Origin of the sequence: Pseudocitrobacter vendiensis, from assembly GCF_943590815.1 — a bacterium.
Classification (GTDB): Bacteria; Pseudomonadota; Gammaproteobacteria; order Enterobacterales; family Enterobacteriaceae; genus Pseudocitrobacter; species Pseudocitrobacter vendiensis.
The window spans coordinates 378,117-403,257 of the sequence record NZ_CALSBS010000001.1 but is presented as its reverse complement, the minus strand read 5'-3'; the positions used below and the strand labels follow the sequence as shown (position 1 = coordinate 403,257).

Genomic DNA, 25,141 nt, shown 5'->3' with positions numbered 1-25,141 from the left:
GGATACTCACTTCGTTGCTCACATTGAAAACACCATCGCTATATAGATGTATATATAGCGAAATTTTTAATTTTTAGTTTTATATGCTGCGGGTTACTTCGAAGGGAGTATTTCTCTTTTGAATGGTTAAGGTATTGCTCAGTATCAATGATGGGCATAAAAAAAGCGCCCGCAGGCGCTTTTTACATAAGAAAGGTGAATTAACCGATATATTCGAGGCCATTCATGTACGGGCGCAGAACTTCCGGCACCTCAATACGACCATCGGCCTGCTGGTAGTTTTCCAGCACCGCTACCAGCGTACGACCTACTGCCAGGCCGGAGCCGTTCAGGGTGTGCACCAGACGGGTTTTCTTATCAGACTTGCTACGGCAACGAGCCTGCATACGGCGCGCCTGGAAATCCCAGACGTTAGAGCAGGAAGAGATCTCGCGGTAGGTATTCTGCGCCGGAACCCACACTTCCAGGTCATAGGTTTTGCAGGCACCGAAGCCCATATCCCCTGTGCACAGAATAATTTTGCGGTATGGCAGACCCAGCAGCTGCAGCACTTTCTCTGCATGACCGGTCATTTCTTCCAGCGCAGCCATAGAGTCTTCCGGGCGAACAATCTGCACCATCTCAACTTTGTCGAACTGGTGCATACGGATCAGACCACGGGTATCACGACCGTAAGAACCGGCTTCAGAGCGGAAGCACGGCGTATGCGCGGTCATTTTGATCGGCAGGTCGTCTTCGTCGATAATTTCATCGCGCACCAGGTTGGTCAGCGGCACTTCAGCCGTTGGGATCAATGCATAGTTGCTGCTGTCGGCTTCTTCTTCCAGCGGACGCGTATGGAACAGGTCACCGGCAAATTTCGGCAGTTGACCCGTACCGTACAGCGTGTCCTGGTTAACCAGATACGGCACATAGTTCTCGCTATAGCCATGCTGTTCAGTGTGCAGATCCAGCATGAACTGAGACAGTGCGCGGTGCATGCGCGCGATCTGGCCTTTCATCACCACAAAGCGGGAACCGGTCAGTTTCACTGCCGCAGCGAAATCGAGGCCGCTGTGCATTTCGCCCAGCGTCACGTGGTCGCGGACGTCGAAATCGAACTCACGCGGTGTACCCCAGCGGCTGACTTCAACGTTGTCGTTTTCGTCTTTACCGACCGGCACATCGTCGTGCGGAATGTTCGGGATAGTCAGTGCGATATCGCGGATTTCTGCCAGCAGCACATCCAGCTCAGATTTCGCGGCATCAAGCTGCTCACCGAGTTTGTTCACTTCCAGGCGTAATGGCTCGATATCTTCCCCGCGCGCTTTCGCCTGGCCAATGGATTTCGATCGCGAGTTGCGCTCTGCCTGCAGGTTTTCGGTTTCTACCTGCAGCACTTTACGACGCTCTTCAAGAGCGCGAAGTTTATCTACATCCAGCTTAAAGCCCCGGCGTGCCAGTTTTTCTGCGACTGCGTCTGGCTCGGTACGCAGCAGATTGGGATCGAGCATGCTTATCCTGTGCTTATCGAATTAAAAAAGGGAATGCAACCGCAGCCTGCGGTTGCAAAGATACATTGCCAACATTACCGCAACGCCTGCGCTAGCGGTAGCGTTTTGTGCGGCTATTTTGATCCTGTTCAGCGAGCCAGGCGAGCTTTTCGCCAATCTTGCCTTCAAGGCCACGGTTAGTTGGACGATAATAGCGCGTTTGTGCCATTTCCTGTGGGAAGTACTCTTCACCGGCAGCATAGGCATTTGGCTCATCATGGGCATAGCGATACTCCTGCCCGTAGCCCATCTCTTTCATCAGTTTGGTCGGCGCATTGCGCAGGTGAACTGGCACGTCGTAGTCCGGGCGTTCACGCGCATCGGCCATTGCGGCTTTGAAAGCGGTATAAACGGCATTACTTTTTGGCGCACAGGCGAGATACACAATCGCCTGGGCAATTGCCCGTTCACCTTCCGCCGGGCCAATGCGGGTGAAACAATCCCATGCGGAAATGGCGACCTGCATCGCGCGCGGGTCAGCGTTGCCAACATCTTCTGAGGCAATTGCCAGGCAACGACGCGCGACGTACAGCGGGTCACCACCGGCGGAGATGATGCGTGCGTACCAGTAAAGCGCGGCATCCGGCGCGCTACCGCGCACCGATTTATGCAGCGCGGAAATCAAATCGTAGAAACGATCGCCTTTGTTATCAAAGCGCGCGCTGCGCTCACCGGCGATTTCCGTTAACAGTTCAGGTTTAAGCGTGCGCTTGCCGGAATCATCCACTTCGGCCATATCGGCCATCATTTCCAGTGTATTCAGGGCACGACGCGCATCGCCGTTCACCAGTTCGGCAATCGCCCGGCGGGTATCCTCCGGCAACACAATATCCTGTCCGCCGTAGCCGCGCGTTTTGTCTTCCATCGCCTGAGCCAGAACCTGCTCAATATCCTCAGTAGTGAGCGATTTCAGCAAATAGACGCGCGCCCTGGAGAGCAGCGCCGAGTTCAGTTCAAACGAGGGGTTTTCGGTTGTCGCGCCGATAAAAGTAATAGTGCCGTCTTCAATGTGCGGCAGAAAGGCATCCTGCTGGCTTTTATTGAAACGGTGGACTTCATCGACAAACAAAATGGTGCGACGTCCGGCATTGCGATTTTGCCGGGCGCGTTCAATGGCTTCGCGGATCTCTTTCACCCCAGACGTCACCGCAGAGATGCGTTCGACATCCGCGCTGGCGTAGCGGGCAATCACTTCCGCAAGGGTCGTTTTACCGGTGCCTGGCGGCCCCCACAGGATCATCGAGTGCAAATGCCCGGCTTCAATAGCGCGCGGCAGCGGTTTCCCGGCCGCCAGCAGATGCTGCTGGCCGATGTACTGCGCTAAATTTTCTGGCCGCATACGGGCGGCCAGAGGTTGAAAGGTATTATCTGAAAAGTCGAGCGACATGTTGCTCACGACTTACCTCTACTTACGTTGATCGTCCACCGTCACCCCGGCTGGCGGCGTAAAGGTAAACTTAGACGCATCCACCCCGCCATTTTGCTGCGATTTCAGCTGATAGCTGCTGCGCTGGTCGTCCTGTTCAATGGCGCTGAACTGATGGATGGTACCATCGCGGCCAACGTTAATGGTGAACTGCTTCAGGTTGCCGTTACTGCCTTTCGGCGTCAGCATAAAGTCATCGCCGCTCTGTTTGATGTTGTACTGCGCCCAGTCGCTGGACTGGTTACGGGCGATCAGCATAAACGGCGTATTCCCCGTTGCATCGCTCAGACGCGTGGCGGTGACCTGCTCCACAAACGGGTTGTAGAACCACAGGGTTTTACCATCAGACACCAGAATGCTTTCATCCGGCTGAGTCATGTGCCAGTTAAACAGATTCGGGCGTTTTACCCACAGATCGCCCTGACCATCCTGTACCGCATTGCCACTACCGTCAGTCACTTTCTGGGTGAAGCTCGCGTGGAAGCTGCTTACTTTATCAAGACGGCTTTTCAGGTCGCTGGCAGCATCTGCCCAGACGCTACTGACAACAAAGCTGGAAAGTAATGCACACGTGATTGCTGCCTTTTTCATCGTTAATCCTTAATCGCATCATGCTCCCGACGGGAGTCTTCTGTCGCTCACTTTAGGCCTAAGCCCGGCGAGGCGACAGAAGAAAATACTGAATTTTGACTTATTTACCTGGTTTTACGATCACTCGAACGGCGGTGGCGCAAGCACTTCGCGGTTACCGTTGTGCCCTTGCTCGCTCACGATACCTTGCGCTTCCATCTGTTCGATGATGCGCGCCGCACGGTTATAACCGATGCGGAACTGGCGCTGTACGCCAGAGATCGAGGCTTTGCGTTTTTGGGTCACAAAGTTCACTGCCTGATCGAATAACGGGTCCAGCTCTTCGCCACCGTCTAAGCCGCCACCGCCGCCTTCACTTTCGCTGTCGGAGGTGATGCCGTCGATATACTGCGGGCGACCACGCGCTTTCCAGTCCTGCACCACGGCGTGAACTTCTTCATCGCGCACAAACGCGCCATGAACACGCACCGGCGTGCTGGAGTTAGGCCCGGAGTAGAGCATGTCACCCATCCCCAGCAGCGATTCTGCGCCGCCCTGATCAAGGATGGTGCGGGAGTCGATTTTGCTCGACACGGTGAACGCGATACGCGTCGGAATATTCGCTTTAATCAGGCCAGTGATAACGTCAACTGACGGACGCTGGGTCGCCAGCACCAGGTGGATACCCGCGGCACGCGCTTTCTGTGCCAGACGAGCGATCAATTCTTCCACTTTTTTACCGACCGTCATCATCAGGTCAGCAAATTCATCCACCAGCACCACGATGTACGGCAGTTTTTCCAGCACCGGATGCGTGGCATCCATGCTGTCGCCCGGCTTCCAGTATGGGTCCGGAATCGGACGCCCCATGCGTTTCGCTTCGGCAATTTTCTCGTTGTAGCCTGCAAGATTTCGCACGCCCAATGCCGACATCAGCTTATAGCGACGTTCCATCTCGTTAACGCTCCAGCGCAGGGCGTTGGCCGCGTCTTTCATGTCGGTAACCACTTCCGTTAACAGATGCGGAATACCTTCATAAACGGAAAGCTCCAGCATTTTCGGGTCGATCATGATGAAACGCACATCTTCAGGCTGCGCTTTGTAAAGCATGCTGAGGATCATCGCGTTCACGCCGACCGACTTACCAGAACCGGTGGTACCGGCGACCAGAAGGTGCGGCATTTTCGCCAGATCCGCTACCACCGGTTCACCGGCGATGTCTTTACCCAGCACCACAGAGAGTGGCGACGGATTATCGCGGAAACGTGCACAGTCGAGCACTTCGCGCAGATAGACGGTCTGACGTTTTTTATTTGGCAATTCCAGGCCAACGTACGGTTTACCTGGAATGACTTCCACCACGCGCACAGCGACGGTGGAGAGTGAACGAGCCAGGTCACGCGACAGGTTAGAGATACGTGCCGCTTTCACACCCGGTGCCAGGTTCAGCTCGAAGCGAGTGATGACCGGGCCTGGAGAGTAGTTCACGACATCCGCTTTGATACGGAAATCGGCCAGACGTGCTTCAACCAGACGCGCCATTTGTTCCAGCGCGAAGGTATCCACCGGCTCAACTTCCGTTGGCGGCGGGGTCAGCAAATCTAATGACGGCAGCGGTGTGGTCGGCTTAAGCGCCGGACGATCGTCACCGTTACGCATTAATAACGGATGAATCAGACTTTCCTGCGGCTGTGGCGCGACTGGCTGCTGCGGCTGATACGTTGACCGCTGCGGCTGTTGCACCTGCGGCTGGTACGTTGACTGCTGCGGCTGTTGCATCTGCGGCTGGTACGTTGACTGCTGCGGCTGTTGCACCTGCGGCTGGTACGTTGACTGCTGCGGCTGTTGCACCTGCGGCTGGTACGTTGACTGCTGCGGCTGTTGCACCTGCGGCTGGTACGTTGACTGCTGCGGCTGTTGCACCTGCAGCTGGAACGTTGACTGCTGCGGTTGTTGCACCTGGGGCTGGTACGTTGACTGCTGCGGTTGTTGCACCTGCGGCTGCTCCTGCTGTGTCACGCTCGGCGTAAACAGCGGGGCTTTCGGAGTGTCATCAACCAGCGCTTTAGTTGGCGAAAAATCGAAGTCATCCAGCGAGAATGGATGCGCGCCTTCCGGCTGTTCACTGGCATAACGCGACTGCTGGCTGGCGGCAAACTGGCGTGCCAGTTCCGCTTCGGCGGCATCATCTGCATCGTCTTCTGCGCTATCAATATCTGTATTACTGCCGTAACGCTGCTGCTGCGTTGCCGCAAACTGACGCGCTAAAGCATCCTGATGCAGCGCATCGGCTTCATCATCAGTCAGGTTGTCGATATCAACATCGTGCTGATCGCGCTCCATGCCACGGGCACGTTCTTCTGCCATTCGTTGTGACGGTAGTTTGATTCCGAAAGATGCCAGCTCACGGCGGGTAGGCACACGTACGCGGTTAGGGCGCGGCAGTTTCGGACCTATGCCCTCTTTCACCTGTGGGCGCGGACCATCAACCGGGCTGAAGAGCGGTGCGGCAGCGGCTGCCGTGGCGGCGGCTGCAACGGTGGAGGAAGCCTCACGCACGCTGGCGGCAACAGGCGCGACGGCAGGCGTCGGGTCTATCGCTGGCGCAACGGCTGGCGCAATATGCTGCTCAACTGGGGCCAGCGGCTCTGGAATCGGTTGATACCAGGCAGCCAGTTGCTCACGCTCGCGTGCACGTTTTTCTTCCACTTCTTCGAAATAGTAAAGCGGAGGACGCTGATGTGGCTTCGGCTCTTCTTCTACAACCGGTTCAGGCGCAGCAGGCTCAACCTGCGGCTGTTGATAAACCGGCTCCGATGTATACGGCTGCGGCTGTTCGTAGACAGGTTCTGACGTCTGCGGCTGAGGTTGTTGGTAGACAGGCTCTGGCGCGTACGGCTGCGGCTGTTGATAGACCGGCTCTGGAACGTATTGCTGCGGCTGTTCGTACACCGGCTCAGGTTGCTGATAAACCGGTTCCTGCACAAACGGCTGAGGTTGTTGATAGCCCTGCAACAGCGGGTCATCCTGATACTGCTGAGATTGCGCAGGCGGCCAACCTTCTGGCGCAGGCGCGATTGATGGTTCCACCGGATTTGCAGCAGAGACCGTTTGCCATTCAACGGCAGGCTGCGCTGCGCCATCGACTGCGCTCGGAGCTGTCGTCACAGGGTCAGCCGGGGCCGCCCAGGCCTGTGTCGCCGTTGTAGCAGCGGCAGCGGCGGCAGCGGCGGCAATGGGTTCGTTCACGGAATGACCGTTCAGCAGCGGATCGTATTCATCGCTTTCGCTGCGCACTGCACTTGAGCCAGAGAACAACACATCATCGGCATCCGGGCGCAATGCGGTAGAGCCAGAGAACAACACATCATCAGGATCGGCCTGGACACCACGCGCGCTATACTGCACCGCCTCTTCCGGGTCATCCATGCGTTTACCCGAGAAAAGCGCCGCATCGGTCTTGCGCCCCATCGGGTTAGAGAATTTTTCAGCGATACGCTGACGGCGCGCCAGCGCGCCACGAAGAATACGCGCCCGACGAGACTCACGTTTCGCAACGGGTTCATCATCTTCGTACTCTTCGTCATCTTCGTACTCTTCTTCGTCCACCCAGGTGTCATCCCGGCGCGTACGATTACTGGCGAAGGTGAGAATATTGAGGATCCAGCTACCGATTTTCTCGGCAATGCTGACCCAGGACCAGCCGGTGAACAGCGTTAAGCCCGCTGCCCAGATACATAACAGCGCAATGGTGCCGCCGCTGCTGTGCAGCATCGGTTGCAGCGCAGTGCTGAGCAGGCTACCAATCACGCCGCCGGAGGCAAAGTACCAGATATCATCGGCGTTAATCGCGGCCAGGCCGCAGGCGGTAAGGATCATCGCCAGCACGCCAATCAGGCGTAACGAGACCGCGAAGTAATCGATGTATTCATCGCTGGCGCGGTGTCGCCAGGCAAACCAGCAACCGCCGACGATAATCACCGGGATGGTGTAAGCCATTACGCCAAAAATAAAGAACAGCGTATCAGCAAGCCATGCGCCCGATGCGCCGCACAAGTTATGGATAGGTTCATGCCAGGCTGTTTGCGACCAACTGGGATCGGAAGGATTGAAGCTCAGTAGTGCCGCCATCAACCAGATGGCAAAAAGGGAACATAAGAGGAGTAACGCCTCAAGGAGTCGGCGTCCACTGCTCAGTTTTGTCAGTTTGACTTCTTTGTCTTCTGTATATTCCTGGCTCAAGAAAGGCTCTCCAGGTGCCAAATGCTAAAACGGACAACAGCGCCGGGTCTCCCCGGCACTGTTGCTGTATGGATTAACAGGAGTGTAATCAAACTGAGCTGATTTTGCACCTGTTCCGTATTAGCGAGTCTTAATTACCAGACGATTACTCTGCTTAACTTCTTCCATAACAACATAGGTACGGGTGTCGTTCACGCCAGGCAGGCGCAGCAGGGTTTCGCCCAGGAGTTTACGGTATGCCGACATATCCGGTACGCGGGTTTTCAACAGGTAGTCGAAATCACCGGAAACCAGATGACACTCTTGAATTTCTTCAAGTTTTTGTACAGCGGCGTTAAATTGTTCAAACACATCCGGCGCACCGCGATTCAGAGTAATCTCAACAAAAACCAGCAGTGAAGCGTCCAGATAATGCGGGTTCAACAGTGCAGTATAGCCCTGAATGAAGCCCTGACGTTCCAGTCGGCGCACACGCTCAAGGCACGGCGTCGGAGAAAGCCCTACTCGTTTTGAAAGCTCGACGTTGGAAATACGCCCATCTTTTTGCAATTCGTTCAAAATATTACGATCGATGCGGTCGAGATCTTTGCCGGGGCGCTTTTTACTATCTACCATTATTATTGTCTCTCTGTATTCCTTCCCTACTCCTGTCTTGACCCTGTGCACTTCACTGTTCAGAGCCTGAACCCGTTGTCCATGCGCAATCTATTCATTGACAGCGCATAACCCAGGGGTACGTGTATGAGAAGCCCGGCGCCGCAAAGCACCGCTGACATCACGTATGATGTCTGTCCACACCATAAGTAGATTTCAGCGAACCGGGTAAAAATGGTGTTTCAGTGCATTAAAATTCGTAACACTGCCAACACTGCTTTTCTTCTTCCTTGAATGTTTTCGCAAAAGCACAGGGGATTGTCAAAGCAAAACATCGTTTTTTAGTACAACATGCCGGATATTCATTATCAGTGGGGCAAAATTGATAGCAAATCGTCTTATAATTGGGCGACTGACAGTAGGAATAGTTATATTTCCTGTAGCAAAAACCATCAATTCATCGGTTCTTGCTATTGCACATATCGTTAACAAAATCGCTCTGCCCTTTTTTTACGTCAACAAATTCCCTACAATCCTGCCCAATGTCTGCCAACAATTATGGGGATCTCATGGGCACGGCCAAACACAGTAAGCTGCTTATCCTTGGTTCAGGACCTGCGGGATACACCGCAGCGGTCTACGCCGCACGCGCAAACCTGCATCCGGTATTGATTACCGGCATGGAAAAAGGCGGTCAGCTGACCACCACCACAGAAGTGGAAAACTGGCCTGGCGATCCAAACGACCTGACCGGGCCGCTGCTGATGGAACGTATGCACGAGCATGCGACGAAATTCGAAACCGAAATTCTGTTCGATCACATCACCAGCGTGGATTTACAAAATCGTCCGTTCCGCCTGATTGGCGACAGCGGCGAATACACCTGCGATGCGTTGATCATTGCCACGGGTGCATCTGCTCGCTATCTGGGGCTGCCTTCTGAAGACGCGTTCAAAGGCCGCGGCGTTTCCGCCTGCGCGACCTGCGACGGTTTCTTCTATCGCAACCAGAAAGTTGCGGTCATCGGCGGGGGTAACACCGCGGTTGAAGAAGCATTGTATCTCTCTAACATCGCTGCTGAAGTGCATCTGATTCACCGTCGTGACAGCTTCCGCGCGGAAAAAATCCTGATCAAGCGTCTGATGGATAAAGTGGAAAGCGGTAACATCGTGCTGCACACCCACCGTACGCTGGAAGAAGTGACGGGCGATCAGATGGGTGTGAGCGGCCTGCGTCTGCGCGATACGCAAAACAGCGACAACATTGAAACGCTGGACGTTGCCGGTCTGTTTGTCGCCATCGGCCACAGCCCGAATACGGCTATCTTTGAAGGTCAGCTGGAACTGGAAAACGGCTACATCAAAGTACAATCGGGTATTCATGGTAACGCCACCCAAACCAGCATCCCTGGCGTTTTCGCCGCAGGCGATGTCATGGACCACATCTACCGCCAGGCGATTACCTCTGCGGGCACTGGCTGTATGGCGGCGCTGGATGCAGAGCGTTATCTCGACGGTTTGGCTGACGCATGTAAATAATCTTTACAAGTCAGTAACAAAGGTAAATAAGGCGACTATCGGTCGCCTTTATTTTTGCCGCGATGTAACATTGCCGTGCCTAAAAATTCTCATTACAAGCACCTGCGAAGCACGCAATGAATAAAAGCCGCCAACAAGAACTCACCCGCTGGTTAAAACAGCAAAGTTTGATCTCCCGTCGCTGGTTGATAATTTCCCGTTTGCTGGGCTTTGTCAGCGGCGCATTAATTATCGCGCAAGCCTGGCTTCTGGCCCGCATTCTGCACCACATGATTATGGAAAATATTCCGCGCGAGGCGCTGCTGCTGCCTTTTGTGCTGCTGGTGCTGGTCTTTATTCTGCGCGCCTGGGTGGTGTGGCTGCGCGAACGCGTGGGGTTCCACGCGGGGCAGCATATTCGCTTCGAAATCCGTAAGCAGGTGCTTGATCGCCTGCAACAGGCAGGCCCGGCATGGATACAGGGCAAGCCTGCGGGCAGTTGGGCGACGTTGATTCTTGAGCAGATCGACGACATGCACGACTACTATGCACGTTATCTGCCGCAAATGGCGCTGGCCGTATGTGTACCGCTGCTGATTGTGGTCGCAATCTTCCCATCGAACTGGGCGGCCGCGCTGATTCTGCTGTTCACCGCTCCGTTGATCCCGCTGTTTATGGCGCTGGTCGGTATGGGCGCGGCGGATGCTAACCGTCGCAACTTCCAGGCGCTGGCTCGCCTGAGCGGCCATTTCCTTGACCGTCTGCGTGGGATGGAAACACTGCGTATCTTTGGTCGCGGGGAAGCTGAAACCGAAAATATCCGCGAAGCCTCACAGGATTTCCGTCAGCGCACGATGGAAGTATTACGCATGGCGTTTCTCTCTTCCGGCGTGCTGGAGTTCTTTACCTCGCTCTCGATTGCCCTGGTTGCGGTCTATTTTGGCTTCTCTTATCTCGGCGAACTCAATTTTGGCAGCTATGGGATGGCAGTCACGCTCTCGTCAGGCTTCCTCGCATTAATCCTCGCGCCCGAGTTTTTCCAGCCATTGCGCGACTTAGGCACCTTCTATCATGCCAAAGCGCAGGCCGTTGGCGCAGCCGACAGTTTAAAAACCTTTATGGAAACGCCGCTGGCGCATCCCGAACAAGGTGAGCGAGAAATCAATGATAAAGAGCCTGTGACCCTAACCGCAACGGATCTGTTCATTACCTCACCAGAAGGGAAAACCCTTGCCGGGCCACTGAACTTTAGTCTGGAGGCCGGGCAGCGCGTGGTGATGGTGGGGCAAAGCGGCTCCGGAAAGAGCTCATTGCTGAACACGCTGGCAGGGTTTCTGCCTTATACCGGTTCTTTACAGGTTAATGGTGTGGAACTGAGTCAGCTCCATCCCGAAAGCTGGCGGCGCATGATGAGTTGGGTCGGGCAAAACCCGCAGCTCCCGGCCGCCACGCTGCGCGAAAACGTTCTGCTGGCCAATCCTCACGCCAGCGAGCAACAGTTACAGGCCGCGCTGGATAACGCCTGGGTCAGCGAGTTCTTACCGCAGCTTCCGCAGGGCCTTGACACCGTGGTAGGCGATCAGGCCGCACGTCTCTCCGTCGGCCAGGCGCAGCGTGTTGCCGTTGCACGCGCGTTGCTGATGCCCTGTCGGTTATTGTTGCTCGATGAGCCCACCGCCAGCCTTGACGCGCACAGTGAGCAGCGTGTCATGCAGGCGCTGACGCTCGCCTCTACGCAGCAAACTACGTTGATGGTAACGCACCAACTGGAAGAAATTACCGACTGGGATGCTATCTGGGTGATGGATAACGGTCAGATTGTTGAGCAAGGCAGCTATCAGCAACTTGCCGGGGCGCAAGGACCGTTTGCGCATCTGCTCGCCAACCGTCAGGAGGAAATCTAAATGCGCGCGTTACTCCCCTACCTGGCGCTGTATAAACGCCATAAATGGCTGCTGACGCTTGGCGTGGTGCTGGCGATTGTCACCCTGCTGGCGAGCATTGGCTTGCTCACGCTTTCTGGCTGGTTCTTATCGGCCTCCGCCGTCGTCGGCGTGGCGGGCGTCTACAGCTTTAACTACATGCTGCCGGCGGCAGGCGTACGCGGTTCAGCGATTATCCGTACCGCCGGACGCTATTTCGAGCGTCTGGTCAGTCACGACGCCACCTTCCGCGTGTTGCAGCACCTGCGCGTCTTCACCTTCAGCAAATTGCTTCCCCTCTCCCCTGCCGGGCTGGCACGTTTTCGTCAGGGCGAACTGCTTAACCGTATGGTGGCTGATGTTGATACGCTGGACCATCTTTACCTGCGCGTGATTTCGCCGTTAGTCGGCGCGCTGGTGGTTATTCTGGTCGTGACCTTCGGGCTGAGTTTCCTGGATGGCACGCTGGCACTGACCCTCGGCAGTATTATGCTGCTGACGCTCTTTTTGCTGCCGCCGCTGTTCTATCGCGCCGGCAAACCCACCGGCGAGCAATTAACGCACCTGCGTGGGCGCTATCGCCAGCAGTTGACCAGTTGGTTACAGGGTCAGGCTGAGCTGACGATTTTTAACGCCAGTACGCGATACCGCGAACAGATGGAACAGACAGAAGTAAACTGGCATGACGCACAGCGTCGCCAGTCGGAGCTGACGGCTCTGTCGCAAGCGCTGATGCTGCTGATTGGCGGCTTAGCTGTCATCGCCATGCTTTGGCTGGCCGCCGGTGGCGTAGGCGGCAACTCGCAGCCTGGCGCGCTGATTGCGCTGTTTGTCTTCTGTGCGCTGGCCGCGTTTGAAGCGCTGGCCCCGGTTACCGGCGCGTTCCAGCATCTTGGTCAGGTGATTGCTTCAGCGCTGCGTCTGACGCAGATTATCGAGCAAAAACCTGAAGTGACGTTCCCACATACAAAAGCCGCTGTACCAACCCAGGTTGCGCTACGCTTTGAGAAAGTGACTTTCCGCTATCCGGAGCAGGCGCAGTCAGCGCTGAGCGATATCTCCCTGCAGATCAACGCAGGTGAACATATTGCCATTCTGGGGCGTACAGGTTGTGGTAAATCGACGTTGCTTCAGTTGATTACGCGCGCATGGGATCCGCAGCAAGGGGCGATTTTGCTTAATGAGCAACCGCTCGGCAATCTGGACGAATCGACACTGCGCCGCACCATGAGCGTCGTGCCGCAGCGTGTGCATCTTTTTAGCGCCACACTGCGCGATAACCTTCTGCTGGCACGTCCTGACGCCAGCGATGCCGAACTGAGTGGCGTTCTGGAACAGACGGGCCTTAGCAAACTGCTGGAAGATAGCGGTCTCAACAGCTGGCTGGGCGAAGGCGGACGCCAGCTGTCCGGTGGTGAGCTGCGTCGTCTGGCAATCGCCCGCGCATTACTGCACGATGCGCCGCTGATGCTGCTGGATGAACCCACCGAAGGGCTGGATGCCACGACAGAGAGCCAGATCCTTGATTTACTGGCAGAGTTAATGCGTGATAAAACCGTGCTGATGGTGACGCATCGCCTGCGTGGGCTGGCGCGTTTTAATCGCATCGTGGTGATGGACAACGGGCAAATCATTGAGCAAGGTACTCACGCAGAATTGCTGTCGCAACAGGGGCGTTATTACCAGTTCAAGCAGCGTTTGTAGGCTATTATTGAGCGATCGGTATTTTGAGGTAGTAGAAACATGCGCCTTGTTCAGCTCTCACGTCACTCGATAGCGTTTCCTTCCCCGGAAGGGGCACTTCGCGAGCCGAATGGTTTACTGGCCTTAGGGGGCGATTTGAGCCCCGCTCGCCTGCTGATGGCCTATCAGCGCGGCATTTTCCCGTGGTTCTCACCGGGTGACCCAATCTTATGGTGGTCGCCCGATCCCCGCGCGGTGCTGTGGCCAGATACCTTTCACATCAGCCGCAGCATGAAGCGTTTTCACAGCCGTTCACCCTATCTCATCACGCTGAATTATGCGTTTGGCCAGGTGATTGAAGGTTGCGCGCAAGACCGCAACGAAGGCACCTGGATTACCCCCGGCATCGTGCAGGCCTATCATCGTCTGCACGAACTGGGTCATGCGCACTCTATTGAAGTGTGGAAAGGTAACGAGCTGGTTGGCGGCATGTACGGTGTTTCGCTGGGTGCCCTCTTTTGTGGGGAATCCATGTTCAGCCGCGCGGAAAACGCCTCAAAAACGGCGCTGTTAGTCTTTTGCGATACGTTTAAGCAAAGCGGCGGAAAACTTATCGACTGCCAGGTGCTGAATAGTCATACCGCCTCATTGGGCGCGGTAGAAATAGCGCGACGCGACTACCTTGAACAACTTGATATATTACGCATGCATCGCCTGCCAGAACATTTCTGGGTACCCCGGACACTCTTTTCACCGGAAGTGTAAATGTTTTCAGCACAATTTTTGTCGGGATGATATAATTGTCCGCTGAGAGTCGCTTCTGCCTTTTGCCCCGCCGCCGTTTGGGAATCATTCGAGTCAGATCTCCCGCAGTATCCAACCCGATCTGCGTCCCTCGCACGCTCTTTTCGCGTGGCATTGGGGTAATGCGCAAAAACGACTTTCGGCGATTCATTCGCAAAATCTTTACTTACTTGATGAAGTTCGGCATTATCTTGCCGGTTAAAAACTATGGTAGTGATACCCCGAGGACTAGATGGCCAAAGAAGACAATATTGAAATGCAGGGTACCGTACTCGATACGTTACCTAACACTATGTTCCGCGTAGAACTTGAAAACGGTCACGTGGTAACTGCGCACATCTCCGGTAAAATGCGCAAAAACTACATCCGCATTCTGACGGGCGACAAAGTGACTGTTGAGTTGACCCCGTACGACCTGAGCAAAGGCCGCATTGTCTTCCGTAGTCGCTGATCGTTCCTGAGCCCTTCGTGGCAACCAGATGCTGAAAGGCCGGGGAAATCCCCGGCCTTTTCTATTTTATAAAAATAAATAAACCGGGCTCTCGCCCGGTTTAAAATGACTAAATTCAGAGAATCAATGCGCCGCTTCCGGTTTGTGCTTTTGCGCACTCTGGAACCCGTAGGTCAGCTCATTTTTCTCTTTGTCCAGCGCCACCGTCACCTGGCCACCATCCACCAGCGAACCAAACAGCAGCTCGTTTGCCAGCGGTTTTTTCAGGTTATCCTGAATCACGCGGGACATTGGACGTGCGCCCATTGCGCGGTCGTAGCCTTTCTCCGCCAGCCAGTTGCGGGCTTCCTGAGTGACTTCCAGCGAAACGCCTTTCTGATCCAACTGCACCTGTAGCTCGACGATAAACTTATCGACAACCTGATGGATGACCTCGGTAGAGAGGTGATCGAACCAGATAATGTTGTCCAGACGGTTGCGGAATTCCGGCGTAAAGATCTTTTTGATCTCTTCCATCGCATCGGTGCTGTTATCCTGCTGGATCAGGCCGATGGATTTACGCTCGGTTTCACGCACCCCGGCGTTGGTGGTCATCACCAGCACCACGTTGCGGAAGTCGGCTTTGCGGCCGTTGTTATCGGTCAGCGTGCCGTTGTCCATGACCTGCAACAGCAGGTTAAAGACGTCCGGGTGCGCTTTCTCGATTTCATCAAGCAGCAGTACCGCGTGCGGATGTTTGATAACCGCATCGGTGAGCAGACCGCCCTGATCAAAACCTACGTATCCCGGAGGCGCACCGATCAGGCGGCTCACCGTATGACGTTCCATATATTCAGACATATCAAAGCGCAGCAGTTCAATGCCCATCGCTTTTGCCAGCTGGACCGTCACCTCGGTTTTCCCGACCCCGGTTGGACCGGCGAACAGGAATGAACCGACCGGGCGATGATCGTGACCGAGACCGGCACGGCTCATTTTGATCGCCTCGGTTAACGCATCGATGGCTTTATCCTGACCAAATACCAGCATTTTCAGGCGATTACCCAGCGTTTTCAGCGTATCGCGATCGCTCTGGGAGACACTTTTCTCCGGGATACGCGCAATACGCGCGACCACGGATTCAATGTCCGCCACGTTGATCGTTTTCTTACGCTTGCTAACGGGCATCAGACGCGCACGCGCACCCGCTTCATCAATCACGTCAATCGCTTTATCCGGCAGATGACGATCATTGATGTATTTCACCGCCAGCTCAACCGCCGCACGTACCGCTTTCGCGGTGTAGCGCACGTCATGGTGAGCTTCATACTTCGGTTTCAGGCCGTTGATTATCTGCACGGTTTCTTCGACAGAAGGTTCAGTAATGTCGATTTTCTGGAAACGGCGCGCCAGGGCACGATCTTTCTCAAAGATATTGCTGAATTCCTGGTAAGTGGTTGAGCCCATTACCCGAATTTTACCGCTGGAGAGCAGCGGTTTAATCAGGTTAGCGGCATCCACCTGGCCACCCGACGCTGCACCCGCACCGATAATAGTGTGGATCTCGTCGATGAACAGAATGCTGTTGTTATCCTGCTCAAGCTGCTTGAGCAACGCTTTAAAGCGTTTCTCAAAGTCACCGCGATATTTGGTCCCCGCCAGCAGCGAGCCGATATCAAGTGAGTAGATGGTGCAGTCGGCCATGATTTCCGGCACGTCACCGCGCACAATGCGCCATGCCAGACCTTCGGCAATAGCGGTTTTACCGACGCCGGATTCGCCCACCAGCAGCGGGTTGTTTTTGCGACGACGGCAGAGCACCTGAATGGCGCGCTCCAGCTCTTTGTCGCGACCAATCAGCGGGTCAATACCGCCAACGCGAGCAAGCTGGTTAAGGTTGGTGGTGAAGTTTTCCATACGTTCCTCCCCGCCTGCTTGCTCTTCATTGTTCGGGGCCTGGCTTCCGGAATCGGAAGACTGGCTCGGTTCGTCTTTACGCGTACCGTGAGAGATAAAGTTGACCACATCGAGGCGGCTCACTTCATGTTTACGCAGAAGATACGCAGCTTGCGACTCCTGCTCGCTGAAAATGGCGACCAGAACATTTGCGCCGGTCACTTCGCTACGACCAGAAGACTGGACGTGGAAGACCGCACGTTGCAGGACACGCTGGAAGCTGAGCGTCGGCTGTGTGTCGCGCTCTTCTTCACTGACCGGCAGAACCGGCGTGGTTTGTTCGATGAAGGCTTCGAGTTCCTGACGCAGCGCGACAAGGTCTACAGAACACGCTTCCAGCGCTTCACGGGCCGATGGGTTGCTAAGCAGTGCCAGCAGCAAGTGCTCGACGGTCATAAACTCATGACGGTGCTCGCGCGCTCTGGCGAAAGCCATGTTTAAACTGAGTTCCAGTTCTTGATTGAGCATAGGCACCTCCCCCAATTTTCATGCCTGATTTCAGGCTTTTTCCAGCGTACACAACAATGGATGCTCGTTCTCCCTCGCGTATTTGTTCACCATGGCTACTTTGGTTTCTGCCACCTCGGCAGTAAAAACACCACAAATAGCTTTACCCTGATAGTGAACGGTGAGCATGAGTTGTGTGGCACGTTCTACATCATAAGAAAAGAATTTTTGTAACACGTCAATAACAAACTCCATTGGCGTGTAATCATCATTGACTAAAATCACTTTATACATCGATGGGGGTTTTAGCCCATCCTGGAGTTTGTCTTCCGTTAGCTGGTCAAAATCCAGCCAGTCTCTGCTCTTACTCATTGTCAGTCATCATCTTCGGTGGCAAGTGCGCAGTCGCTGACCTCTGTTTATACAGGTACTAAATCTACTGTAGATCATAGATAACTATCACCTATAGCTGTCATTAGCGAACTCTGTCACATTCCCGTCAATAGCGTTAACTGCTTCAAATTTTGATTCATTTTCCGTCCATCTCACCCTTCAAACCCTTGACGCTTGGCGCGAAAACTCTAAATTGTAGTGGCGAGAGTTGGCGAGGTTTTAAACAGCTCCTGACTCCACCACCGGTTCATTCCATCTACATATAAGCGTTACGAAGGATGTCGAAGTATGGAAATGGGTACTGTTAAGTGGTTCAACAATGCCAAAGGGTTTGGTTTTATCTGCCCGGAAGGCGGTGGCGATGACATATTCGCCCATTACTCCACCATTCAGATGGATGGTTACAGAACGCTAAAAGCCGGGCAATCGGTCCAGTTTGATGTTCATGAAGGCCCGAAGGGTAACCACGCCAGCGTGATTATTCCCGTCGTCGAGGCAGAAACTGCCGCATAGCCTTCATGCTTCATTGTGTACATCCCGCCGTCAAAATGCCAGTCCCTTCGACTGGCATTTTTCTTTTACTCTCGCGCCAGCGCATCCACCGGGTCAAGCCTGGCCGCATTACGAGCGGGTAACCAGCCAAACAGTACGCCAGTGAGTGTCGAGCAGATAAACGCCGTAAGCAACGCGACGGGCGAGAAACCGATTTCCCAGCCCGGTAAAACCAGTTGCAGCGCCAGCGCTATCATTAAGGATAGCGTCACTCCTAGCGCACCGCCTACCAGACACACTAAAACCGCTTCAATCAAAAATTGTTGCAGCACATTGCTGGCCCGCGCGCCCACCGCCATACGAATGCCGATTTCGCGCGTTCGTTCAGTCACCGACACCAGCATGATATTCATCACGCCTATACCACCTACCACCAGTGAGATGACTGCCACCAATGTCAGAAACAGCTGTAATGTATGTGTGGTGCGTTCCGCCGTTTTCAAGACGCTGTCCATATTCCAGACGAAGAAATCTTTTTTCCCATGGCGAAGATTAAGCAGACGCGTGAGCTGTTGCTCGGCAAAACTGCTGTCGTAGCCCTCTTTCACGCGGACCGTGATCGAATTGAGCCACGACTGCCCCATTACGCGCCCCGCCATCGTTGAGTAAGGCAGCCAGACGCGCAAAATCGTGCTGCTGCCAAACATCGACTGTTTCTCATCCGCCACCCCAATGACCGTGGCAGGCATATTCCCGACCAGAATAATTTCACCCACTACACTGGTTTTATTCGGGAAAAGCTGGCGGCGAGTGTTGTTATCGAGCACCACCACCTGCGCACGCTCAGCGGCCTGAATCGCGTTAAAGGTGTTGCCCTCGCTGAAGGTCATGCCGTAAACATTAAAGTACTGCTGGCCAATGCCCTGCACGCTGGCAGCAACATCAATATTGCCCGCGCGCAACCGCAGATTTTTCGAGACCGCGGGCGTGGCAGAGCTCACCCACGACTGTTTTTCAATTGCCAGCAGGTCGTCATATCTCAGCGATTGCTGATACTGCGGGTCGTCGTCGCCAAAGTCTTTACCGGGATACACATCAATCGTGTTGGTACCAATGGAACGGATATCCGCCAGTACCATCTGTTTTGCCGCATCGCCCACCACCACAATCGACACCACCGAGGCAATACCGATAATAATGCCGAGCATGGTTAACAGCGTGCGCATTTTATTGGCCGCCAGCGCGCGCCACGCCATCGACAACGCTTCGCGGAAACTGTTGCTGAATTGCCGCCATCCGGAGACATGCTCGCCAGTCAGGCGTCGCGCTTCGCCCGTCGCCGCCTTTGCCGGTGGATTACGCAAAATCTCACCGTCATGAATTTCGATCACCCGCTCGGCCTGCGCGGCCACCTGCGGATCGTGGGTAACGATAATAATCGTGTGCCCCTGCTCTTTGAGCTGGTGCAGAATCGCCATCACCTCTTCGCCGGAGCGGCTATCCAGCGCCCCGGTCGGTTCATCCGCAAGGATCACCTGCCCGCCGTTCATCAACGCACGCGCAATACTCACACGTTGCTGCTGACCGCCAGAAAGCTGTGAAGGAGCGTAATCCACGCGCTCTTCCAGACCGAGGCGCTTGAGCAGCTCCGCCGCGCGCAGCAGGCGGGCTTTGCGCTCCATACCCGCATACACTGCAGGTACTTCCACGTTTTGCACCGCCGTCAAATGCGAGAGCAAATGATAACGCTGGAAGATAAACCCAAAGTGTTCCCGCCGCAGTTGCGCCAGCGCATCGCTATCGAGCGTGGCGACGTCAACGCCCGCCACGCGGTAGGTGCCACTGGTCGGTTTATCGAGGCAGCCAATGATATTCATCAGCGTGGATTTCCCGGAGCCGGATGCGCCGACAATCGCCACCATCTCACCGGCGTTGATGTCCAGCGTAATGCCTTTCAGGACATCGATATTTCCGTCACCGGAAGGATAACTACGGCGAATATCCTTGAGCTGCAGCAGTGCCGTCATTTCGCGGCTCCCGCTTTGCCCTCGCCAATAATCACTTCGTCGCCCGCCTCCAGGCCTTTCACAATTTCCACTTCCGTGTCGTTGCGCGAACCTATGGAGACTTCGCGCGGTTTGACCTCACCGTTACGCAGCAGGCGCACGGTATAGCGGTTATCGCCCACGCTATCGCCCAGCGCACTGAGCGGAATGGTCAGCACGTTCTTCACGCCGGTGAGCTGGATATGGACCTGAGCGGTCATCTCCAGACGCAATACGCCCTGTGGGTTAGGCACTTCAAAACGCGCATGATAGAAAATGGCATCATTAACTTTTTCCGGCGTCGGCAGGATATCTTTCAACGTGCCTTCGTAGCGCGTCAGCGGATCGCCGAGAACGGTGAACCAGGCTTTCTGCCCAGGTTTCAGGTTAATCACATCGGCTTCAGATACCTGTGCTTTCACCAGCATGGTGCTGAGATCCGCCAGCGTCAGAATGTTTGGCGCTTGCTGCGCCGCAATTACCGTCTGCCCTTGCAGCGTCGTAATTTGCGTGACCTCTCCGGCCATTGGCGCGACGATCCGCGTATAGTCGAGGTTGGTTTTTGCTGTATCAAGCGAGGCCTGATTCCGCTTGATTTGCGCATCAATCGTGCCGATTTGCGCCTGTTTCACTGCCAACTCGGTCGTCGCGGTGTCGAGATCCTGGCGCGAAATGGCCTGCGTTTTCGCCAGCTGCTGTTGACGAGACAGCGTCACCTGCGCCAGCTTACGTTCGGCATCCGCTTGAGCACGTTGTGCGCGCAGTTCCATCAGCGTCGCTTCAACTTCTTTAATCTGGTTTTCGGCCTGCTCCGGGTCAATGACCCCCAGCAACTGCCCTTTTTTAACTTTATCGCCAATCTCAACAGAGAGCGTTTTCAACTGCCCGCTGACCTGCGCGCCGACGTCAACTTTACGCAACGCATCAAGCTTACCGGTCGCCAGCACGCTTTGTTCCAGTTCGCCCGGACGAACAATCAGCGTTTGATACTGCGGCAGCGGCGCATTCAGCGTGCGCCAGACGGCAACCAGCCCCGCGATGACCACCACCGCAAGCAGCACATATCGTTTTTTTATTTTTCCCTTAATACGCATACCTATCCTGATATTTTTCGTTGTTTCAGCCAGAGTGAGAGCATCAACATCAACCGTTACTAAACAAATAAGTAAAGGTGAACAGGGTAACAGAGTTATTGAGAATTGGTTAAGTTTGCCAGTGGTGAAATCAACGCATCATCCATTACGCGGATTGCTGATATGTTGCAAACCACTGAAAACTCCCACTACCCGACACTCCCCACTTCCAGCGTTGGCCTGTTTTTCTGCTTATGGAGCGGGCTGTGGCGCCCCGGTAAGTTCTGGCATCAGCGCAGCTTTCGTAGAAAGTTTATGCTGCGTTCGCTGTGGATGCCGCGTTTATCCCGCCAATGGATGGCAGAAATGGCGAAATGGCCGGACCTCGAACGTCTGCTGTTAATTCAGCCACGTCTTCCCGTTCGCCTGCACCGCCCTTATCTGGCCGTCAATCTTGATCGCCAACAGTTGCTGGATGCACTGCGCTACCACTACCGCACGCTGCGCCAGGCGCTGACCACGGATGAGTTACAGCGCTACTTCGCCCACGCGGGCATCCCACTGGCTGAAATCGAAGGCAAAGAAGGCGAAATCTATACCCTCCATTTTGCGTCCGTTATCTCGCTGGATAAAGAGGGAGAAAGCACCATTTTGCTGCGCAACGCGCGCAATGAAATGCTGGCGGAAATCACTTTCACCATTTGCGAATATGAAGGCAAACGCACGCTATTTATTGGTGGCTTACAGGGCGGGAAAACCGAGCAGTCACAGCAGGATATTCATCAGGCGACCAAAGCCTGTCACGGCCTGTTCCCGAAACGCGTGGTGATGGAAGCGGTGTGCAGCTTTGCGCAGCGCTGGCAGATGGAGCAAATTCTCGCGGTCAGCAACCAGGCGCATATCTACCGCAGCCTGCGTTATCGCGATAAAGGGAAAAAAATCCACGCGGATTATGACAATTTCTGGGAAGCGGTCGGCGGCGTGAACGATGAGCGCGGTTATTACCATTTACCGCTCTGCGTCGCCCGTAAAGACGAAGCGGATATCGCCAGTAAAAAACGCGCGGAATATCGCCGCCGTTACGCACTGCTGGACAGCATCACCAGCCAGATCCAGCAGCGCTTCAATATTTAGTCGGCTTTCCCGCGCGCCAGCCAGATAACCCGCGAGAACATTTTACGCAGCAGCGTCGGCACGGCATCCACGCCGCGCCGCCCTGCCTCCATCGCCACCTCAATGGCCAGGTCAGGTTTTGAGGAGCGATGAATCGCTTTCGTTATCACCCGGCGCATGTTCATGGGAATATTCTCCGGCAACTGCGCCACCCGATGATAGACATCAGAGAAGCCCTGACGGTACATAAAGTGTTCCATATCCAGCGCCGGGAGCGTCGTCAGGTAGTGACGCTCCTGTTCCCTATCATTGTTGAGCAGGCCGCGCACGGTCGCGGCGTATTTCTTACCGGCCTCATCGCCATCCACCAGCACGTGCCACTCAATTCCCATTCGCCGGGCAAATTTAATCAACGGCTTCAGGCCTGACTGGGCAAATTCGATGACTTTAACGCCTTCGGCATCAAAGTGATGACCACACTGGCGCGCCAGTTCGTTAATGACCCAGGTTTCGGTTTCGCCCTCCACCAGCAGCCAACAGCGCGCAAACAACGACGACGCGCGATTAAAGCGAATGTGGAACGAAATGCGGCGGCTGTCGTCGGGGTTCATGCCGCCCGGTCCTAAACGCCACGCCGCCACGCGGGAGGATTCACGCACCAGGCGGCAAACATGCTCCATCGGCGTCAACGATAACAGCTCGCCAGAATTGGTGGTGGTCACGCGCTGAAGCGGCAGCAGATTGAGTAAATTCCACGCCACCGACAGCATGATCGGGTGTAGTCGCGTTTCCGGGTCTTCAATTAACAGCAACGGACGCGCGTCTTTATCGAGGCGCACGGTGCCTTTTGCCTGCAATAACGTAGAAAAGAGCGCGAGAAGGATCATCCGGTGGCTGCGTGCGCCAGGTTTATCAATCATTCGGTTGATGATGTCAAGATAACGCCAACTGCGCTGTTCATCGTGAGAGCGCTGACGCATCAGGCGGTTGCGCGCTTCATCCGAGCCTTGTTCAGAAAAATAATGTTCCAGCAGTTGCACCATCGCCGACAGCCCCTGGCGAATCTGTGCATCGCTCAAATTTTGCGGGCTGGACACCAGTTCGCGGGAGAGAAAATCAAGCTGTTGCGCGGTCACTTCGACGTCTGGCGTATTGGGCACAGTGCCGTTGCGAATGCGGCGCATAAAGCGCGCGTCGCGCAGGCGGAGCACAGGCATCAGGCGAATCAAATGGCGCGCCATCGCATCGATATCGTCCAGTTCCAGCGCGTGCCCGTTGCTGTCGATAAAACTGCGCAGGGTCATGACGCTGTCATCCGCGCCCAGCTCACCTTCCAGACGATAAAACAGACGATGATAACCATCTTCACCACGCGACCAGCAATCAGCCAGCGGGCGATAGCGTCGCCCACGATAACGCCCCGGCTCAGACTCTCGGAAGGTCAGAATAATATGCAGATGATGTTCACGGCCCTTCACATCCCCCGGCGGAAACCAAAAATCATTGCGCACAAAGTGATAGAGCTCATCACGAGGAGATAACAGCAGGGTTAACGCGTCCAGCAGGCTCGACTTGCCCCAGGCGTTTTCGCCAATCAGGACGTTGTTTTGCTCCAGCATTAATGACAATCGATTAATGCCACGAAAACCGACAATTTCTACGCGTTCAAGAAGCATGTCCCCTCCGTTTCGTTACCGCCTTTTCCTTCTGTTATCGGCAGTATATACGCAAAAACATTCAAGTTGCGTCAAGCCGTTCAGAGAGTGCGGCATTGATACGGTTCCGGACTGCCCGGTCACGACGCGACGATGCTTTTGGCTAGCACAAAAATGGGATAGCAAACAGATAATGCCACCAATGAATATTCTTAAAAAAATGCACTACACTCTATTCAACTACGCAGATTGTTTAAGGAATAACATCACATTGCCTTACATCAAATTTAACGTACAAATTTAACTGGTGAAGGGATGATAACGTTTTTAAAATAACGACTTCTATACTCGGCTTAATTCTGTTGGCAGTGCGGTGATTCTGTTCACTTTCTCTGCCAGCGGTTATGCGTGGGTATAAATTGTGTCGTCACCCCTTTCTGACGATAAATAATGTACAGAGAGAATTTACTCATCCTGTACGTGCTTTTTATTGAGGTGGTTATGTTTAGAAAATTAGCTGCAGAGTTCTTCGGTACTTTCTGGCTGGTGTTTGGTGGTTGCGGTAGCGCCGTTCTGGCTGCGGCATTCCCGGAACTGGGTATCGGTTTCGCGGGTGTGGCGCTGGCATTCGGTCTGACCGTGCTGACCATGGCGTTCGCAGTCGGTCATATCTCAGGCGGTCACTTTAACCCGGCAGTCACGCTGGGCCTGTGGGCGGGCGGTCGATTCCCGGCGAAAGACGTTATCGGTTATATCGTGGCGCAAGTTATCGGCGGTATCGTTGCAGCGGCAGTGCTGTACCTGGTGGCCAGCGGTAAAGCCGGCTTCGACGCGGCGGCAAGCGGCTTCGCGTCTAACGGCTACGGCGAACATTCACCGGGCGGCTTCTCTATGCTTTCCGCTATCGTCATTGAAATCGTGCTGACCTGTGGCTTCCTGCTGGTTATCCACGGCGCGACCGACAAACACGCACCGGCGGGCTTTGCGCCAATTGCTATCGGTCTGGCCCTGACGCTGATTCACCTGATCAGCATCCCGGTAACCAACACTTCTGTTAACCCGGCGCGTAGCACCGCAGTCGCTATCTTCCAGGGCGGCTGGGCACTGCAACAGCTCTGGCTGTTCTGGGTTATGCCGATTATCGGCGGTATCCTCGGTGGCCTTATCTACCGTACTCTGCTGGAAAAACGCGACTAATTTACGCCTTGTTCTTGCCGGATGCGGCGTAAACGCCTTATCCGGCCTAC

At 54.8% G+C, this 25,141-nt stretch carries 18 protein-coding genes; 8 read left to right on the top strand and 10 right to left on the bottom strand.

Going from position 1 to position 25,141, the window contains the following annotated elements:
• Positions 1-200: 200 nt before the first annotated feature.
• From serS to lrp, 5 genes are all read right to left on the bottom strand, one after another.
• Positions 201-1,493, bottom strand: coding sequence for a serine--tRNA ligase (gene serS / locus NMC31_RS01880; protein WP_253896755.1), 1,293 nt, complete (start codon positions 1,491-1,493; stop codon positions 201-203).
• A gap of 91 nt (positions 1,494-1,584) precedes the next feature.
• Entirely contained in the window at positions 1,585-2,928 is a 1,344-nt protein-coding gene (gene rarA, locus NMC31_RS01875; RefSeq protein WP_253896754.1) for a replication-associated recombination protein RarA, read from the bottom strand.
• A 9-nt stretch (positions 2,929-2,937) separates the two neighbouring features.
• Positions 2,938-3,549, bottom strand: a complete 612-nt coding sequence (gene lolA, locus NMC31_RS01870; RefSeq protein WP_253896753.1) for an outer membrane lipoprotein periplasmic chaperone LolA — start codon at positions 3,547-3,549, stop codon at positions 2,938-2,940.
• A 120-nt stretch (positions 3,550-3,669) separates the two neighbouring features.
• Positions 3,670-7,770 carry a DNA translocase FtsK gene (gene ftsK / locus NMC31_RS01865; protein WP_253896752.1) on the bottom strand — a complete coding sequence of 1,367 codons (4,101 nt, stop codon included), beginning with the start codon at positions 7,768-7,770 and terminating at the stop codon, positions 3,670-3,672.
• A 120-nt stretch (positions 7,771-7,890) separates the two neighbouring features.
• On the bottom strand, positions 7,891-8,385 hold the full coding sequence (lrp, locus tag NMC31_RS01860) for a leucine-responsive transcriptional regulator Lrp (RefSeq protein WP_000228469.1): 495 nt from the start codon (positions 8,383-8,385) through the stop codon (positions 7,891-7,893).
• A 548-nt stretch (positions 8,386-8,933) separates the two neighbouring features.
• Between lrp and trxB the strand changes: the two genes are divergently transcribed.
• The 5 genes from trxB (at position 8,934) to infA (ending at position 14,741) form a co-directional block, all read left to right on the top strand.
• A complete protein-coding gene (gene trxB / locus NMC31_RS01855) occupies positions 8,934-9,902 on the top strand; it encodes a thioredoxin-disulfide reductase (protein ID WP_041686280.1) in 969 nt (322 codons plus the stop codon).
• A gap of 116 nt (positions 9,903-10,018) precedes the next feature.
• On the top strand, positions 10,019-11,785 hold the full coding sequence (gene cydD, locus NMC31_RS01850; protein WP_253896751.1) for a heme ABC transporter permease/ATP-binding protein CydD: 1,767 nt from the start codon (positions 10,019-10,021) through the stop codon (positions 11,783-11,785).
• The gene (gene cydC / locus NMC31_RS01845) at positions 11,786-13,507 is read left to right on the top strand and encodes a heme ABC transporter ATP-binding protein/permease CydC (RefSeq protein WP_253896750.1); all 1,722 of its coding nucleotides are present in this window, start codon (positions 11,786-11,788) and stop codon (positions 13,505-13,507) included.
• Positions 13,508-13,546: 39 nt separating this feature from the next.
• Entirely contained in the window at positions 13,547-14,251 is a 705-nt protein-coding gene (gene aat / locus NMC31_RS01840) for a leucyl/phenylalanyl-tRNA--protein transferase (RefSeq protein WP_253896749.1), read from the top strand.
• Positions 14,252-14,522: 271 nt separating this feature from the next.
• On the top strand, positions 14,523-14,741 hold the full coding sequence (infA, locus tag NMC31_RS01835; RefSeq protein WP_002211347.1) for a translation initiation factor IF-1: 219 nt from the start codon (positions 14,523-14,525) through the stop codon (positions 14,739-14,741).
• Between the two features lie 123 nt (positions 14,742-14,864).
• Here infA and clpA read toward each other — a convergent pair whose 3' ends face one another.
• Entirely contained in the window at positions 14,865-17,144 is a 2,280-nt protein-coding gene (clpA, locus tag NMC31_RS01830; protein WP_149461488.1) for an ATP-dependent Clp protease ATP-binding subunit ClpA, read from the bottom strand.
• Between the two features lie 30 nt (positions 17,145-17,174).
• Positions 17,175-17,495 carry an ATP-dependent Clp protease adapter ClpS gene (gene clpS / locus NMC31_RS01825; RefSeq protein WP_015965121.1) on the bottom strand — a complete coding sequence of 107 codons (321 nt, stop codon included), beginning with the start codon at positions 17,493-17,495 and terminating at the stop codon, positions 17,175-17,177.
• A gap of 309 nt (positions 17,496-17,804) precedes the next feature.
• Here clpS and cspD point away from each other — a divergent pair, with 309 nt between their 5' ends.
• A complete protein-coding gene (gene cspD, locus NMC31_RS01820) occupies positions 17,805-18,029 on the top strand; it encodes a cold shock-like protein CspD (protein ID WP_015965122.1) in 225 nt (74 codons plus the stop codon).
• A gap of 65 nt (positions 18,030-18,094) precedes the next feature.
• Here cspD and macB read toward each other — a convergent pair whose 3' ends face one another.
• Together macB and macA are read right to left on the bottom strand one after the other, a co-directional pair.
• On the bottom strand, positions 18,095-20,035 hold the full coding sequence (macB, locus tag NMC31_RS01815; RefSeq protein ID WP_253896748.1) for a macrolide ABC transporter ATP-binding protein/permease MacB: 1,941 nt from the start codon (positions 20,033-20,035) through the stop codon (positions 18,095-18,097).
• Entirely contained in the window at positions 20,032-21,147 is a 1,116-nt protein-coding gene (gene macA, locus NMC31_RS01810) for a macrolide transporter subunit MacA (protein ID WP_253896747.1), read from the bottom strand. Before macA ends, macB begins: the two co-directional genes overlap by 4 nt.
• A 162-nt stretch (positions 21,148-21,309) precedes the next feature.
• Between macA and NMC31_RS01805 the strand changes: the two genes are divergently transcribed.
• Positions 21,310-22,260, top strand: a complete 951-nt coding sequence (locus NMC31_RS01805) for a VirK/YbjX family protein (protein ID WP_253896746.1) — start codon at positions 21,310-21,312, stop codon at positions 22,258-22,260.
• On the opposite strand, the gene NMC31_RS01800 is transcribed toward NMC31_RS01805, so the two are convergent.
• Positions 22,257-23,915 (bottom strand): ATP-dependent endonuclease, encoded by a 1,659-nt coding sequence (locus tag NMC31_RS01800; protein WP_015965126.1) that lies wholly within the window; start codon positions 23,913-23,915, stop codon positions 22,257-22,259. The two genes, NMC31_RS01805 and NMC31_RS01800, sit on opposite strands and share 4 nt — an antisense overlap.
• A gap of 480 nt (positions 23,916-24,395) precedes the next feature.
• On the opposite strand from NMC31_RS01800, the gene aqpZ reads away from it, so the two are divergent.
• Entirely contained in the window at positions 24,396-25,091 is a 696-nt protein-coding gene (gene aqpZ, locus NMC31_RS01795) for an aquaporin Z (RefSeq protein ID WP_015965127.1), read from the top strand.
• Positions 25,092-25,141 lie beyond the last annotated feature (50 nt).

Excerpts from the sequence above, each read along its gene's own strand:
- NMC31_RS01805 (WP_253896746.1), top strand. The coding sequence starts at position 21,310 with ATGTTGCAAACCACTGAAAACTCCCACTACCCGACACTCCCCACTTCC.
- serS (WP_253896755.1), bottom strand. The coding sequence starts at position 1,493 with ATGCTCGATCCCAATCTGCTGCGTACCGAGCCAGACGCAGTCGCAGAA.
- clpA (WP_149461488.1), bottom strand. The coding sequence starts at position 17,144 with ATGCTCAATCAAGAACTGGAACTCAGTTTAAACATGGCTTTCGCCAGA.
- aqpZ (WP_015965127.1), top strand. The coding sequence starts at position 24,396 with ATGTTTAGAAAATTAGCTGCAGAGTTCTTCGGTACTTTCTGGCTGGTG.
- macB (WP_253896748.1), bottom strand. The coding sequence starts at position 20,035 with ATGACGGCACTGCTGCAGCTCAAGGATATTCGCCGTAGTTATCCTTCC.
- macA (WP_253896747.1), bottom strand. The coding sequence starts at position 21,147 with ATGCGTATTAAGGGAAAAATAAAAAAACGATATGTGCTGCTTGCGGTG.
- NMC31_RS01800 (WP_015965126.1), bottom strand. The coding sequence starts at position 23,915 with ATGCTTCTTGAACGCGTAGAAATTGTCGGTTTTCGTGGCATTAATCGA.
- trxB (WP_041686280.1), top strand. The coding sequence starts at position 8,934 with ATGGGCACGGCCAAACACAGTAAGCTGCTTATCCTTGGTTCAGGACCT.
- infA (WP_002211347.1), top strand. The coding sequence starts at position 14,523 with ATGGCCAAAGAAGACAATATTGAAATGCAGGGTACCGTACTCGATACG.
- clpS (WP_015965121.1), bottom strand. The coding sequence starts at position 17,495 with ATGAGTAAGAGCAGAGACTGGCTGGATTTTGACCAGCTAACGGAAGAC.
- cydC (WP_253896750.1), top strand. The coding sequence starts at position 11,786 with ATGCGCGCGTTACTCCCCTACCTGGCGCTGTATAAACGCCATAAATGG.
- cspD (WP_015965122.1), top strand. The coding sequence starts at position 17,805 with ATGGAAATGGGTACTGTTAAGTGGTTCAACAATGCCAAAGGGTTTGGT.
- lolA (WP_253896753.1), bottom strand. The coding sequence starts at position 3,549 with ATGAAAAAGGCAGCAATCACGTGTGCATTACTTTCCAGCTTTGTTGTC.
- aat (WP_253896749.1), top strand. The coding sequence starts at position 13,547 with ATGCGCCTTGTTCAGCTCTCACGTCACTCGATAGCGTTTCCTTCCCCG.
- lrp (WP_000228469.1), bottom strand. The coding sequence starts at position 8,385 with ATGGTAGATAGTAAAAAGCGCCCCGGCAAAGATCTCGACCGCATCGAT.
- cydD (WP_253896751.1), top strand. The coding sequence starts at position 10,019 with ATGAATAAAAGCCGCCAACAAGAACTCACCCGCTGGTTAAAACAGCAA.